Annotated in this window: 17 protein-coding genes; 8 read left to right on the top strand and 9 right to left on the bottom strand. The window is 65.0% G+C overall.

Features of this window, described 5'->3' with window-relative positions; translation table 11 throughout:
- Positions 1–32: 32 nt before the first annotated feature.
- The 4 genes from purQ to purC form a co-directional block, all read right to left on the bottom strand.
- A complete protein-coding gene (purQ, locus tag HCO70_RS08405) occupies positions 33–701 on the bottom strand; it encodes a phosphoribosylformylglycinamidine synthase subunit PurQ (RefSeq protein WP_172294889.1) in 669 nt (222 codons plus the stop codon).
- Positions 702–713: 12 nt separating this feature from the next.
- Positions 714–1,757 carry a zinc-dependent alcohol dehydrogenase family protein gene (locus HCO70_RS08400; protein ID WP_172294887.1) on the bottom strand — a complete coding sequence of 348 codons (1,044 nt, stop codon included), beginning with the start codon at positions 1,755–1,757 and terminating at the stop codon, positions 714–716.
- A gap of 10 nt (positions 1,758–1,767) precedes the next feature.
- Positions 1,768–2,007, bottom strand: a complete 240-nt coding sequence (gene purS / locus HCO70_RS08395; protein WP_172294885.1) for a phosphoribosylformylglycinamidine synthase subunit PurS — start codon at positions 2,005–2,007, stop codon at positions 1,768–1,770.
- An 81-nt stretch (positions 2,008–2,088) separates the two neighbouring features.
- Positions 2,089–2,850, bottom strand: coding sequence for a phosphoribosylaminoimidazolesuccinocarboxamide synthase (purC, locus tag HCO70_RS08390; RefSeq protein ID WP_172294883.1), 762 nt, complete (start codon positions 2,848–2,850; stop codon positions 2,089–2,091).
- A 158-nt stretch (positions 2,851–3,008) separates the two neighbouring features.
- Between purC and HCO70_RS08385 the strand changes: the two genes are divergently transcribed.
- The 3 genes from HCO70_RS08385 to bmt all read left to right on the top strand — a co-directional run bounded on the left by HCO70_RS08385 (position 3,009) and on the right by bmt (position 6,492).
- A complete protein-coding gene (locus tag HCO70_RS08385) occupies positions 3,009–3,329 on the top strand; it encodes a DUF1476 domain-containing protein (RefSeq protein ID WP_172294881.1) in 321 nt (106 codons plus the stop codon).
- 131 nt (positions 3,330–3,460) lie between these two features.
- Complete coding sequence (locus HCO70_RS08380) at positions 3,461–5,362, top strand: phosphatidylglycerol lysyltransferase domain-containing protein (protein ID WP_172294879.1); 1,902 nt, start codon at positions 3,461–3,463, stop codon at positions 5,360–5,362.
- Positions 5,363–5,475: 113 nt separating this feature from the next.
- Positions 5,476–6,492, top strand: a complete 1,017-nt coding sequence (bmt, locus tag HCO70_RS08375) for a betaine--homocysteine S-methyltransferase (RefSeq protein ID WP_172294877.1) — start codon at positions 5,476–5,478, stop codon at positions 6,490–6,492.
- A gap of 80 nt (positions 6,493–6,572) precedes the next feature.
- Here the strand turns inward: bmt and HCO70_RS08370 are convergent, their stop codons facing one another.
- Positions 6,573–7,670, bottom strand: a complete 1,098-nt coding sequence (locus HCO70_RS08370; RefSeq protein ID WP_172294875.1) for a PA0069 family radical SAM protein — start codon at positions 7,668–7,670, stop codon at positions 6,573–6,575.
- 141 nt (positions 7,671–7,811) lie between these two features.
- Here HCO70_RS08370 and HCO70_RS08365 point away from each other — a divergent pair, with 141 nt between their 5' ends.
- From HCO70_RS08365 to HCO70_RS08350, 4 genes are all read left to right on the top strand, one after another.
- Positions 7,812–8,516, top strand: a complete 705-nt coding sequence (locus HCO70_RS08365) for a B12-binding domain-containing protein (RefSeq protein WP_172294873.1) — start codon at positions 7,812–7,814, stop codon at positions 8,514–8,516.
- A gap of 90 nt (positions 8,517–8,606) precedes the next feature.
- Complete coding sequence (locus HCO70_RS08360; protein WP_172294871.1) at positions 8,607–8,822, top strand: hypothetical protein; 216 nt, start codon at positions 8,607–8,609, stop codon at positions 8,820–8,822.
- Positions 8,803–9,138 carry a YbjQ family protein gene (locus tag HCO70_RS08355; RefSeq protein ID WP_172294869.1) on the top strand — a complete coding sequence of 112 codons (336 nt, stop codon included), beginning with the start codon at positions 8,803–8,805 and terminating at the stop codon, positions 9,136–9,138. Before HCO70_RS08360 ends, HCO70_RS08355 begins: the two co-directional genes overlap by 20 nt.
- Before the next feature lie 9 nt (positions 9,139–9,147).
- A complete protein-coding gene (locus HCO70_RS08350; RefSeq protein WP_172294867.1) occupies positions 9,148–9,792 on the top strand; it encodes a DUF1638 domain-containing protein in 645 nt (214 codons plus the stop codon).
- On the opposite strand, the gene HCO70_RS08345 is transcribed toward HCO70_RS08350, so the two are convergent.
- Entirely contained in the window at positions 9,789–10,214 is a 426-nt protein-coding gene (locus tag HCO70_RS08345; protein ID WP_172294865.1) for a SufE family protein, read from the bottom strand. The two genes, HCO70_RS08350 and HCO70_RS08345, sit on opposite strands and share 4 nt — an antisense overlap.
- A gap of 134 nt (positions 10,215–10,348) precedes the next feature.
- Here HCO70_RS08345 and HCO70_RS08340 point away from each other — a divergent pair, with 134 nt between their 5' ends.
- Entirely contained in the window at positions 10,349–10,807 is a 459-nt protein-coding gene (locus HCO70_RS08340) for a hypothetical protein (RefSeq protein ID WP_172294863.1), read from the top strand.
- A 119-nt stretch (positions 10,808–10,926) separates the two neighbouring features.
- Here HCO70_RS08340 and rnd read toward each other — a convergent pair whose 3' ends face one another.
- From rnd to purM, 3 genes are all read right to left on the bottom strand, one after another.
- Entirely contained in the window at positions 10,927–12,084 is a 1,158-nt protein-coding gene (gene rnd / locus HCO70_RS08335; RefSeq protein WP_172294861.1) for a ribonuclease D, read from the bottom strand.
- Positions 12,085–12,403: 319 nt separating this feature from the next.
- Entirely contained in the window at positions 12,404–12,994 is a 591-nt protein-coding gene (purN, locus tag HCO70_RS08330) for a phosphoribosylglycinamide formyltransferase (protein ID WP_172294859.1), read from the bottom strand.
- On the bottom strand, positions 12,991–14,031 hold the full coding sequence (gene purM / locus HCO70_RS08325; protein ID WP_172294857.1) for a phosphoribosylformylglycinamidine cyclo-ligase: 1,041 nt from the start codon (positions 14,029–14,031) through the stop codon (positions 12,991–12,993). The genes purN and purM overlap by 4 nt, the downstream gene beginning before the upstream one ends.
- Positions 14,032–14,110 lie beyond the last annotated feature (79 nt).

Genomic DNA, 14,110 nt, shown 5'->3' with positions numbered 1-14,110 from the left:
AGCGCGGCGTCGCCGCGCTCAAGCCAAGGCGGTCAGGCAGGCTCCGTCAGGCCCGCAATTGCGCGGAAGATCGCCGTCCCGTCGCTGCCGCCGTGACTGTCGTCGACCGCCCGTTCCGGGTGCGGCATCAGCCCCAGCACACGCCGGTTCTCGGACAGAACACCGGCGATATCCGCCACCGACCCGTTCGGGTTGTCGGTGTAGGTAAAGGCGATACGATCCTGATCCTGAAGGGTTTTCAGCTCATCCGGTGCCACGATGTAGTTGCCGTCATGATGTGCCACCGGCAGGTGGATCACGTCGCCCTCCGACAGCCCCCGTGTGAACACGCTGTCCGCCGTCGCCACCCGCAGCCCGACGCTCTTGCAGATGAACTTCAATCCTGCGTTACGCATCAGTGCGCCGGGCAGAAGCCCCGTCTCCGTCAGCACCTGAAAGCCGTTGCAGATCCCGATGGCATGGCCACCCGCATGGACAAAGTCGATCAACGCCTTCGAGATCGGCGACTGCGCGGCGATGGCCCCGCAGCGCAGGTAATCCCCATAGGAAAACCCGCCCGGCACCCCGACGATGTCGAGCCCCGCCGGCAGATCCGTCTCCTTGTGCCAGACCATCTGCACCTCGGCGCCTGCACGCTCGAAGGCGACGGCAAGGTCCCTGTCGCAGTTGGAACCCGGGTAGACGATGACGGCGGCTTTCATGGGATCTCTCCTTTATCCGGCGAAGTCGGTGATGACGGCGACACCCGGCGGCGCCGGGCGGTCGAAGGCGGCAAGTTCGGCGCTGGCGTCGCTCAGTTTGACGCGGCGCGCGATCAACGGGGTCAGGTCCACATGCCCGCCATCGATCAGCGACATCAGGCTGGGATAACGGTGCGCGGGCATGCCGCGCGTACCATAAAGCGCCAGCTGCCCCGAATAGACCGCGTCCATCGGCAAAGGCATCGTTACATGCTCGCCCGCGGGCATACCGACCTGCACCATCCGCCCGAGTTTCCTGAGCGACAGCAATGCGTTGCGCGACGTTTCCGTGATTCCTAGCGCCTCGACGGCGACATGCGCGCCGCCGCCCGTCACCTCCCGCAGATGCGCCACCGGATCGCCCCGGCTCGCGTCGATCGCGGCATCCGCGCCAAGATCCTGCGCGTAATCCAGCTTCTCGCCGACCACGTCGACCACCGCCACCCGCGCACCCAGCGCCCGCCCCAGCAGCATCGCCGACAACCCCACGCCGCCGGTGCCCCAGACTGCCAGCCACTCGCCCGCCTTCAGGGCGGCGCGCCCGGTCAGCGCATGCCACGCCGTCGTCACGCGGCACCCCAGCGCTGCCGCCAGCGCCGGGTCCATCGTCTCGGGCAGCCGGGTCAGGTTCACATCCGCATGGCGTACCGCGATCCGCTCGGCAAACGCGCCCGCCACCGTGAACCCCGGAACGACCTGTTTCGCACAGATGGTCTGGTGCCCGGACTGGCAATCCGGGCAGCTCCCGCAGGCCAGGATGAACGGCGCGATGACACGGTCGCCGACAGTCCAGCGCGTCACGCCCGCGCCGGTTTCAACCACAACTCCGCAATACTCATGTCCGGGGATATGCGGCAGCACGATGTCGGGATCGGTCCCGGTCCACGCGTGCCAGTCCGACCGGCAGACGCCGCAGGCCAGCACATCCAGCACCACGCCATCCTCGGGGCAGTCAGGGTCCGGGGCGTCCGCGATCTCCAGCGGCTTTCGGTACTCCGTAAGAAAGGCCGCCCGCATGCCCTGCCCTTTACCCGATCTCGATCTGGTAGCTTTCGATGACGGTGTTCGCGAGCAGCTTCTCGCACATCTTCGTCACGGTATCGCGCGCCTTGTCGGCATCGGTCTCGGCCAGGTCCAGCTCGATCAGCTTGCCCTGACGCACCCCCTCGACACCGTCGAAGCCGAGGGAACCGAGCGCGTGGCGTACCGCCTCGCCCTGCGGATCCAGAACCCCGTTCTTCAGCATCACCTGAACCCGTGCCTTCATGCTCTCACCCCTGCCGCGGGGGCGCGAACCCCCGCTTCTTTTCGTTCAGATTTCGCACCTGCAGGGCCACGGCGGGCCCTGTCAGTTGATCAGGTGCGGTTTCGTCGTATGGGTCACGTTGGTCGGCAGCACGCCAAGCCGCCGCGCAACCTCGGTATAGGCGTCCGCGACATTGCCCAGATCGCGGCGGAACACGTCCTTGTCCAGCTTCTGGCCGCTTTCCATGTCCCACAGCCGACAGCTGTCGGGAGAGATTTCGTCGGCCACGATCAGGCGCTGGAAGTCGTTTTCCCAGATCCGACCGATCTCGATCTTGAAATCGACCAGCTTGATCCCGACCGCCAGCATCACGCCGGACATGAAGTCGTTCACCCGCAGCGCCAGCGCGATCATGTCGTCGAGGTCCTGCTGCACGGCCCAGCCGAAAGCGATGATATGCTCCTCGGTGACCAGCGGATCGCCGAGCGCATCGTCCTTGTAGTAGAACTCTATGATCGGGCGCGGCAGCTGTGTGCCCTCGGCAATACCCAGCCGCTGCGTCAGCGACCCGGCCGCAACGTTGCGCACCACCACTTCCAGCGGAATGATCTCCACCGATCGGATCAGCTGCTCGCGCATGTTGATCCGCTTGATGAAATGCGTGGGCACGCCGATGTTGTTCAGCCCGGTCATGAAATACTCGGACAGGCGGTTGTTCAGAACGCCCTTGCCGTCGATCACGTCCTTTTTCTGGGAGTTGAACGCGGTTGCATCGTCCTTGAAGTACTGAACCAGGGTGCCGGGTTCCGGGCCCTCGTACAGGATCTTCGCCTTGCCTTCGTAAAGCTTCTTGCGCCTTGCCATGGGGTGATTGAATCTCCGATGGGCGGCCCAGGGCGACAGCCCGGTCCTTTTGCCGCCCTATAGGGCAAGCCGCGCGAACTCGCAAGGCAGGCTGCCTCTTGCGATATGCATCGGCGGCAGGCATACGGTCCCTTACAAAACTTTACTTGGGGAAGCCGATGACCACGTTTGACGAACGCGAAAGTGCTTTCGAGAACAAATTCGCCCATGATGCGGAGATGCAGTTCCGGGTCGAGGCGCGGCGCAACAAGCTCGTCGGCCTGTGGGCCGCGGAACTCTTGGGCAAGACCGGTGATGAGGCCGACGAATACGCCAAATCCGTGATCCGTGCTGATTTCGAAGAAGCCGGCGACGAAGACGTATTCCGCAAGCTGTCCGGCGATCTGGGTGACAAGGCCGGCGAGGCAACGATCCGCGCCAAGATGGCCGAGTACCTGAGCCTCGCCAAGGTCCAGCTGATGGAAGAGCATAAGGACTGACCGCAGTCCCGCCCGGTCAACTTCCGGTCGTAAGCCATTAACCAAGCGCGGAGAATCCCTCCGCGCTTAATTGTTTCGTGGGTGTTCCGCCACTATTCCGATGCCGGGGGCGCGGATCGGAGGGGAAATCCATGAAACACCGCAGATCCGCCTCGGCGGCGGATACGGGCAATTGCCTTCGGGCGCTCTTGCTGCGCCAGGCTTGGCCTTTGTTGCTTATGACCGCCGTGGCGATGGTGCTCGCCCGGCAATCTGCTGAGCTGGACATCGCCTCTGTCTTCGACGCCGCAGGAGAGATCCGGCCGGTGCAATGGCTTGCGGCGGTCCTGGCCACTTATTGCAGCTTCTGGGCATTCGGCCGGTACGAGGCGGTCATCCACCGTCTCTCAGCGACCAACGTCGCCGCCGGCTATGCCCGCACTGCCGGAATCGGCGCAACCGCGACGGCCCAGCTTGTCGGATTCGGTCTGCTGACCGGATCATTGGCACGCTGGCGCATGTTCCCCGAAATGTCGCTCTGGCGTGCCATGCGGCTCACCGCCGCGGTCTCACTGTCCTTCATGGCCTGCCTCGCCTTTCTGATCGTTACCGGTCTCGCGTTTTCAAGCCTGCTGTCGCCGTCGCTCCGAGCGCTGGCAGCTGTGGGTCTGCTTGTCATGGTCGGGCTCAGCCTTCTGACACTCTGGCGTCCTTCGCGTCTGCTCCACCTGTCTCTGCCCTCCCTGCGCGCGCAATTTCGACTGCTGTTTCTCGTGGCTGTCGACACCGGCTTTGCGGCGCTCGCGCTTTATGTCCTGCTGCCGCAGCACGCGCTACCGCCGCCAATACTGTTCTACGCCGTCTTCCTGCTCGCACTCGGCGCGGGCCTCGTCGGCGCCACTCCGAGCGGCGTCGGCCCGTTCGAGTTTCTCTGCCTCACCTGCCTGCCCGCCCTGCCCGAGGCCGAGCTGCTCGCCGCGATCATAGGCTTCCGTCTGGTGTACTTCGCTCTGCCCGGGGTTGCCGCACTGGCGATCCTCGCCGTCGGCCCGCACGTCCGGCATGACGCGGCGCCGAAAGCCACGCTGGCCCCGGCGATCGCCACCGATGTTCCGCCGCTGAAGTCCCAGGCGTTCAGCTACATTGCCGACCGTGCCGAAGCTGGGCTGATGCGGCAGGGCACCTTCGAACTGCTTTGCGACGCCCGCTCCCGTCCATTGTCCCTCGTCGCCGAGACCGGGCAGAGCCTGATCATGCTGTCCGACCCGCTTCGACGCGGCGAAAACACGTTGCACACGCTCGATACATTGGCACAGGCCGCACGCGATCGCCTTCGTGTCCCGATCCTTTACAAATGCGGCGCACGCACCGCCGCCGCCGCCCGCCGTTCCGGCTGGCGCGTGTTGCCTGTTGCGCAGGAGGCATGGCTGATCCCGGACAGCTTCGACATCTTGCAGCCTGCGTACCGTCAGCTCCGCCGGCAGCTCCGGAAGGCCGAGAAAGCCGGGCTGGAAATCCGCGAAGCAAGGAACGAAACACTGCCGATATCCGAAATGCGTGCACTTGTCGAAGATTGGGCGGCGGAGCGCGGCGGAGCCCGTGGCTTCTCGATGGGCCGGTTCTGTGGCTTCTATGTTTCCGGCCAGATCGCCTTTCTCGCCTACAAGGACGGCCAACTCGTCGGCTTCGTTACCTTCCACGAAGGACATACCGAGCGCACGCTCGATCTTGTCTGTCATGGCCCGACGGCGCCACAGGGCACGATGCACCTGCTGATCGTCACCGCGATCCAGGCCGCAAAGACAGCGGGTGTCGCGCGTCTTTCGCTGGCCGCCGTCCCGCGTGACTGGCCCTTGCCGCGCCCGCTCGGCGCTCTGATCCGGCGCAGCACCGGCGCGGAAGGGCTGCGCCGTTTCAAATCCAGCTTTGCCCCGCACTGGGAAACACTCTACATCGCCGCCCCCGGCTACGGCGCGCTTTTCCTGGGTGGAATAGATCTTGCGGATCGCATAACCCGCCCGCGTGAAGGAAAGGCTCCGGCGGGAACTTCATGAGTCGCAACCGCTCAAGATTATGACGATTATCAATTTGCGTCATAATCGGTCGGATGGCATCAAACACAAAAGGCTGTGCCACGACACGGCCTCTTCGAGCATTGGAAAAATGGATGAGTGACGCCCTCTCTCGCATGCTTGCCGAACGCGACTGGATTCTCGCCGACGGCGCCACCGGCACCAACCTCTTCAACATGGGATTGAGTTCTGGCGACGCGCCAGAGTTCTGGAACGAAACCGAGCAGGACAAGATCCGCGCCCTTTACAGCGGGGCGGTCGACGCGGGCAGCGATCTGTTCCTCACGAATTCCTTCGGCTCCAACGCATCACGCCTGAAGCTCCACAACGCCGCCCACCGCGCCCGCGAACTGTCGCGCATGGCCGCCGAGATCGGCCGGGACATTGCCGACAAGGCCGGTCGGCCCGTCATCGTCGCCGGCTCGCAGGGACCCACCGGCGAGATCATGGCGCCGATGGGCTCGCTGACCCACGAGATCGCCGTCGAAATGTTCCACGAACAGGCCGAGGGCCTGAAGGAAGGCGGCGCGGATGTCCTCTGGGTCGAGACCATCAGCGCCCCGGAAGAAATGAAGGCCGCCGCCGAAGCCGCCAAGCTGGCCGACATGCCGCTCTGCGCCACCATGAGCTTCGACACCGCCGGCCGCACGATGATGGGCGTCACCTCGGAAGCCTGGGCCAAACTGGCGGAAAAGCTGACCAAGGTTCCGCTGGCCTACGGCGCCAACTGCGGAGTCGGCGCCTCCGACCTGCTGCGCACCGTGCTGGGCTTCTCCAGCCTCGGGGGCGACCTGCCGATCATCGCCAAGGGTAATGCCGGCATCCCGAAATATGTCGATGGCCATATCCACTACGATGGCACGCCCGACCTGATGGCCGACTATGCCGTCCTCGCGCGGGATTCCGGCGCCACGATCATCGGCGGCTGCTGCGGCACCATGCCCGAGCACCTCGAAAAGATGCGCGCCGCCCTGGAAACCCGTCCGAAGGGCCCCCGCCCGTCGCTCGAGGAAATCGCCGAGCGCCTCGGCGGCTTCTCCTCGGCCTCCGACGGCACCGGAGCGGATGCCGCGGCAGCGCCCGAACGGAAACGGCGCCGCCGGCGCGGGTAAGCATGGAGGCGCGGCCAGCCATATCCGGCGCGACCGCCTCCGCCCGCAGCAGGCACCCGCAAAACCGGGACATCCGCGCGTCAGAACAGCTCCAGCTGATCCCCGGCGCGCGGCGGAATGCGGAACAGATCCGTCCGCAACGGCGGCAGGTCGCGATCCAGCCCCAGCCGCTTGACGGCCAGCTTGAACCGCTGCGCCATCATCTGCGCGTATTCCCCCTCGCCGCGCATCCGCTTGCCCCATTGCGCGTCGTAATCCTTCCCGCCATGCGCCTCGCGCACCCGCCCCATCACGCGCGCGGCCCGGTCGGGGTAATGCTCGGCCAGCCAGTCGCGGAACAGCGGACTGACCTCGTATGGCAGCCGCAGGTTGATCCAGCTCGCCGCCACCGCCCCGGCATCGCGCGCCGCCGTCAGGATCGCCTCCATCTCCGGATCGGTCAGCCCGGGCACCAACGGCGACACCATCACCCGAACGTCGATACCCGCCTTGCTCAGCCGTTCGATGGCCTTCAGCCGCCGCTTCGGCGCGGGCACGCGCGGCTCCATCCGGCGGGACAGATCCGCGTCCAGCGTGGTCATCGATATTCCCACGCGCGTCAGACCCAGCGAAGCAAGCTCACCCAGCACGTCCACATCCCGCTCGATCAGCGTGCCCTTGGTCACCATGCCAACCGGGTGGCGATGCTCCAGCAGCACCTGAAGGATACGCCGGGTAATGCCATGTTCGCGCTCGATCGGCTGGTACGGGTCGGTATTCGTTCCCATCGCGATCATGCGCGGAACGTAGGACTGCGCCCGCAGCTCGCGCACCAGCTGCTCGGGCGCTTCGGGCCGCGCCACCAGCTTCGTCTCGAAATCCAGCCCCGCCGACATCCCCAGATAGGCATGCGTCGGCCGCGCGAAGCAGTAGATGCACCCGTGCTCGCAGCCCCGGTACGGATTGATCGACCGGTCAAACCCGACATCCGGCGACGTGTTCCGCGTGATCACCTTGCGTGGCCGCTCAATGCTGACTTCGGTGCGGATCTGCGGCAGACCCTCCTCGATGTCCCAGCCATCGTCCACGCCTTCGGCGGAGTAGCGGTCGAACCGCACATCCGGGTTGGACGTGGCGGCGCGCCCCTTGCGGCGCTCGGCGGGGATCGAAACGGGCGTCATCGCGTCAGAATAGAACATAAAGAGAACATCCACCAGACAGCTTTTATGCACAGGTCGGTCCCGGTCCCGGCCATGTCGCAAAAGGCGAAGTGCATTCCGCAGAATTCGCAGAGAAAACGTTAAACCACCGGCGCAAATGCGCCTATTCGGAGCGCCCGTATGGCTGACGAAGACGACGACATCATCCTGAGCGAGCTGGACGACGAGGAACTGGTGCAGCAGATGCACGACGACCTCTATGACGGCCTCAAGGAAGAAATCGAAGAGGGCGTGAACATCCTGCTCGAGCGCGGTTGGCAGCCTTATGACGTTCTGACCAAGGCGCTTGTAGGTGGCATGAAGATCGTCGGCGACGATTTCCGCGACGGCATTCTCTTCGTGCCAGAGGTGCTGCTGGCCGCCAACGCGATGAAGGCCGGAATGTTTATCCTGAAACCGCTGCTGGCCGAAACCGGGGCCCGCACCATCGGCCGCATGGTGATCGGAACGGTCAAGGGCGACATCCACGACATCGGCAAGAACCTCGTCGGCATGATGATGGAAGGAGCGGGTTTCGAGGTGGTGGACCTCGGCATCAACAACCCGGTCGAGGATTACCTCGAGGCGCTGGAACGTGAACAGGCCGATATCCTCGGCATGTCCGCCCTGCTGACCACCACGATGCCCTACATGAAGGTCGTGATCGACTCGCTGGTCGAGAAGGGCCTGCGCGAAAACTACATCGTGCTGGTCGGCGGTGCGCCCCTGAACGAGGAATTCGGCCGTGCCATCGGTGCCGACGCCTATTGCCGCGATGCCGCCGTCGCCGTGGAAACCGCCAAGACCCTGATGGCGCGCAAGCACAACCAGCTCGCCGCCGGCTGACCTCCCGCCGCTGCAGGGCACCGCAAGCGCGACACGCGTGCTTGCGGGACACGGCCGCAGCGCCCACATTGGGGAAAAGGAGCAACGCCAATGCCTCTGGACAAGTTCGTCCTTCTTCTCGTCGTCGTGACCGCTGCCGCGGGGCTGACCGTCTGGATCGGCTCGCTGGTGCTGGCCGCGCTGCAGATCCCCGGGCTCTGGATCGCCTTCATCCCCGCGGCCCTCGTGGGATACGTCGTCTGGCGCGTGATCGCCGACAGGATCGGCAGCGCGGAGGACGATCATTATGATCACATCGAAAAGTGAGGTTCTGCTGGTCACCACCGACGGCATTCCCGGGCGCGAGGTGGCAGAAGTCCTCGGGCTGGTTCGCGGCTCCACCGTGCGTGCCAAGCATGTCGGCACCGACATCGTCGCCGGCCTGCGCAACCTCGTCGGTGGCGAGGTTCGCGAATACGCGTCGCTGCTGGCCGGCTCACGGGAACAGGCAATCGACCGGATGATCGACGAGGCGATTCAACTTGGCGCCGATGCCGTCATCGCAGTGCGCCTGCAGACCTCGATGATCCAGCAGGGCGCCAGCGAGGTGCTGGCCTACGGCACCGCGGTCCGCCTGGCCTGAGCAAAGGCCATGCAGGCGCCCGACGACTCCACTCTCACGGAATCCGGCCTCGCCCCTTCGCACAGGGGCCGTGTTCTTCTCCTCGCCTGCGGCGCCCTCGCCCGCGAAATCCTCGACCTCATAGAGGCGAACGGCTGGACGCATCTGGACCTGATGTGCCTGCCGGCGATCCTCCACAACCGCCCCGACAGGATCCCGGATGCCATCCGTCAGGCCGTCGCCAGACACCGCGCAGAGTATGAGACCATTCACGTGGTCTATGCAGACTGCGGCACCGGCGGTCAGCTTGCCCGGACCTGCAAGGAACTCGGACTCGACCTCGTCGAGGGCCCGCACTGCTATTCCTTCTTCGAAGGCAACAAACGGTTCCTCGACCGCGCCGAAGATGAAATCTCGGCCTTCTACCTCACCGATTTCCTCGTCCGGCAGTTCGACGCCTTCGTCTGGAAGCCGCTCGGCCTCGACCGCCACCCGGACCTGCGCGACATGTATTTCGGGAATTACACCAAGCTCGTCTATCAGGCACAGACCGACGATCCGGTGCTCGACGCGCGCGCGCAGGACTGCGCCAACCGCCTCGGCCTCGCCTACGAACGCCGCCTCACCGGATACGGCGACCTCGCGACGACCCTCGAATCCTGGGCGAAACCCTAGGCCGCCCGCTCCGTCGCGATCAGCCGGATACGCTCCACCATCGCCCGCAAGCCGTTCGACCGCTGCGAAGACAGGTGATCGTTCAACCCCAGCCGGCCAAGTTCGGCACCGGCATCCACCGCCAGCACCTCCTTGAGTGTGAGACCGGAATACAGCGCGTTCAGGATCGCGATCAGCCCGCGCACGATCATCGCGTCGCTGTCACCCCGGAACCGGAACACCGCGCCGGCCCCGTCCCCCTCGATCTCCGGCACGATCCACACCTGGCTGGCACAGCCCTGCACCTTCGTCGCCGGGACGCGCAATGCCTCTTCCAGCGGGTCCATCGCCTTGCCAAGGTCGATCACGTGGCGATAGCGATCTTCCCAGTCATCGAGAAAATCGAACGTTTCCGCGATCTCTTCGAACGCCTCGGTGGCCATCTTGCCTCTCCATCCGGTGATTTCCTTGACCTAAGCGCACACCCCGCAAACGTCCAGTGCCCGCGCCCGTGCCTAAGCCTTTTCAAAGCCACTGCTTTAAGCTAACCCGGTCAGGCAGTGCATGAGGGGGCAGTATGACAATCAGGCTGGTCATCGCTTTGGTTCTGGTGACGGCAACCGCGTCTTGCGGCGGCCTGAGGGAGTCGAACCTCAATCCGTTCAACTGGTTCGGCGGGTCTCAGCCGGCGCGCACCATCACCGTCAACACCTATTCGGATCCCCGCCCGCTGGTCGATCAGATCGTCGACCTGAGGATGGAGAAGATCCCCGGCGGCGCCATCATCCACGCGACCGGTCTTCCCGCCCGGCAGGGCTATTTTGATGGCGACCTCGTTCCGCTGAACGGTGGTGTACCGATCGACGGCGTGCTGGCCTTCCAGTTCCGGATCGTCCCGCCACCCACGCCGACCCGCGTAAGCACCCAGCAATCGCGTGAAGTGGTCATAGGAACATATATCTCGGATCAGGCGCTGGCGCCGGTTCGCGTCATCCACGTCAGCGGCGCCAGGAACGCCCTGAGCGTACGCCGCTAGGTCCGGCGCGTCCGCGAAACGGAGTTACTTTGGCAATTTCACTTGGTGCATGGCCAAGCGTCAGCCATTGTGCTGCTTGAAAGGTGTACGGTTCGGACGAGCCTAAAGCTCGATCGAGCCTAAAGCTCGATCACCCCGACCTTCTCGCCTTTCACTGCCAGCCCGACCTCGCCCTGGCACAGCCGCAGCGCATCTTCACCGAACACGTCACGGCGCCAGCCCTTCAAGGCAAGCCCGTCGCGTTCTCCGGCGGCCAGGGCATCCAGATCCGAAGCGGTCGCGATCAGCTTCTGCGCCACACCGGCCTCGTCCGCCTTCGCCTTCAGCAGCACACGCAGCATATCCGCCAGCGCCGGATTGACCTGCATCGCATCCTTGCGCAGGTCCGGTTCCGGGTGCTGCTCTTTCGGCATTTCCACGCCTGCCTTCACCGCCGCAAGAATCCCGTCCGCGATCTCCCCCCGCCGCGCTTCGCGCAGCAGCAGGCGCGAGCGGCCCAGATCGTTCAGCGACTGCGGCTTGGTAGAGGCCAGCTCCAGCAGCGCATCATCCTTGAACACGCGGCTGCGCGGCACGTTCCGTGACTGCGCATAGCCCTCGCGAAACCGCGCCAGTTCCTTGACGATCGCCAGGAACTTGCCGGTCTGCGTCCGGGTCTTCACCCGTTTCCAGGCTTCCTCGGGCGACACGACATAGGTCGCCGGATCGGTCAGAACCTGTAGTTCCTCCTCGACCCACGCGGTGCGGCCCGATTTCTCCAGCCGCTTTGCAAGGTATTCGTAGATCACACGCAGATGGGTCACATCCGCCAGCGCGTATTTCTTCTGCGCCTCGGTCAGCGGCCGCCGCGACCAGTCTGTGAAACGGGACGTCTTGTCGAGCGGTGATTTCGCGATCCGACGCACCAGAGTCTCGTAGCCGACCTGCTCGCCAAAGCCGCAGACCATCGCCGCCACCTGCGTGTCGAACAAAGGCTCCGGCAGAACGCCGCCCTCGATGTAGAAGATCTCGAGATCCTGACGCGCCGCGTGAAACACCTTCACGACGTCGCGGTTGCCCATCAGCTCGTACAGCGGGTCCAGCGACAGGTCCTCGGCCAAAGGATCGACAAGGACGGCAGTGTCGTCGCCGGTCCCCGGCATCGCCAGCTGCACGAGGCACAGCTTGGAGTAATAAGTCCGTTCCCTCAGGAACTCGGTATCGACTGTGACGTAAGGTTCCTTGGCCGCGCGGTCGCAGAAATCCTTCAGGTCCTTGGTGGTGGTGATCGTAATCATACTGCCCGGATATTCGCATTTTCGTTCCGCGTCTTACCCGGAACCTCACGTGTGATAGGCAAAACTTCGGTTAAAGGGAAGACTTGCCGCACGCGTCGGCCACCGATCGCGGCTAAGCCGCCGTAACATCGCACCGGTCTGCAAGACCAAGGCTATCGCAGCGCGGCAATTGCCATCGAAAATTCAAATACATGCCAAGCCTTAATGGAAGGCCGATGGCGGTTCCCGCTGTATATCACCCACCGAAACAACGCGGTTACATATCCAGCTGACGGAAGCCGCCGTTCGAATCGAGCCGCCAGATCGCAACAGTCCGCCGCTATAGCTCGACCGGTTCCCGGTTCCCCTCGGCGAACCGCCGCAGCACGGCCGGATAGAGCCGATGCTCCATGCCAAGAACCCGCGCCGCCAGCGTGTCGGGCGTGTCCCCCGGTTCCACCGCGATCCGTGCTTGCCCCAGGATGGGCCCGTCATCCAGTGCGGCGGTCACCTCATGCACGGTGCAGCCATGCTCCGCCTCTCCCGCCTCAAGCGCCCGCGCGTGGGTGTGGAGGCCACGGTATTTCGGCAGAAGCGACGGATGAATGTTCAGCATCCGCCCCTGATAGGCGTTGATGAAGTCCGGCGTCAGGATGCGCATGAAACCGGCAAGGCAGATGATATCCGGCTCCGCCGCATCCAGCGGCTCGCGAAGCGCCGCCTCGAACGCGGCGCGGTCGCTCTTGAACGGCCGGTGATCGACCGCGGCCACCGGCACGCCCATCTCCGCCGCCTTCTTCAGCCCGCCCGCGTCCGGGTCGTTCGAAAGGACCAGCGCGGCCCTTGCAGGGTGGTCGCCGGTCATGCTCTCGACCAGCCGGACCATGTTGGAACCGCCGCCCGAGATCAGGATCGCCACGCGTTTGGTCAAAGAAGCGACCCGGAATACTGGATCGCATCACCCGGAACGACAGAGCCCAGCCGGTAAACCGTCTCGCCCGCGCCGCTCAGCAGATCGGTCAGCGCCTCGGCGCGGTCTTCCGCCACGACCAGCACCATGCCGATCCCGGCGTTGAAGGTCTTGAGCAGCTCCGCCTCGGTCAGGCCGCCCTGCTTCGCCAGCCAGTCGAACACGCCTGGCAGCGTCCACGCGCCCAGATCCACGGCACCGGTCAGCCCCTCGGGCATCACGCGCGGCAGGTTCTCGGTCAGCCCTCCACCAGTGATATGCGCCAGCCCGTGCACGCCGCCCGCCCGGACCGCTTCCAGCGCGGGCCGCACGTAAAGCCGCGTCGGCGCCAGCAGCGCAGCGCCCAGCGTCCCATTCACCCACGGCGCCGGGTCTCCCCAGCCAAGCCCCGCCATCTCCACGATCTTCCGCACCAGCGAGTAACCGTTCGAATGAACCCCGTCCGACGCCAGCCCCAGCAGCACATCGCCCTCGACGACGCCCGCCGGCAGTTCCGCCCCGCGCTCCATCGCGCCGACCGCGAACCCCGCGAGATCGAAGTCCCCTTCCGAATACATCCCCGGCATCTCGGCTGTCTCGCCGCCGATCAGCGCGCAGCCCGCCTCTTTGCAGCCGCCTGCGATCCCCTCGACGATCCGTGCCGCCGAATCCACGTCCAGTTTTCCGGTCGCGAAGTAATCGAGAAAGAACAGCGGCTCCGCCCCCTGGCACACCAGGTCGTTCACGCACATCGCCACCAGGTCGATCCCGATCGTGTCCACGTTGCCCGTGTCGATCGCGATCCGCAGCTTGGTGCCGACCCCGTCCGTCGCGGCCACCAGCACCGGGTCCTCGAACCCCGCGGCCTTCAGGTCGAACAGTCCGCCGAACCCGCCAAGCCCCGCCATCACCCCGGGCCGGTCGGTCGCCTTCGCCGCCGGTTTGATCCGGTCCACCAGCGCATTCCCGGCATCGATATCGACCCCCGCCTCGCTATAGGTGATCCCGTTCTTGGTCATGCTTATAGGCCCCGCTCCGCCAGTGTCGGCCCCCGATAAACCAGCCTGTGCGCCAAGTCCATTCCGCCCGTCCGCAGAT

Origin of the sequence: Pseudoruegeria sp. HB172150, from assembly GCF_013184805.1 — a bacterium.
GTDB lineage: Bacteria > Pseudomonadota > Alphaproteobacteria > Rhodobacterales > Rhodobacteraceae > Psychromarinibacter.
Note: the sequence above shows the minus strand (reverse complement) of the source record. Positions and strands in the feature narration are given on the sequence as shown.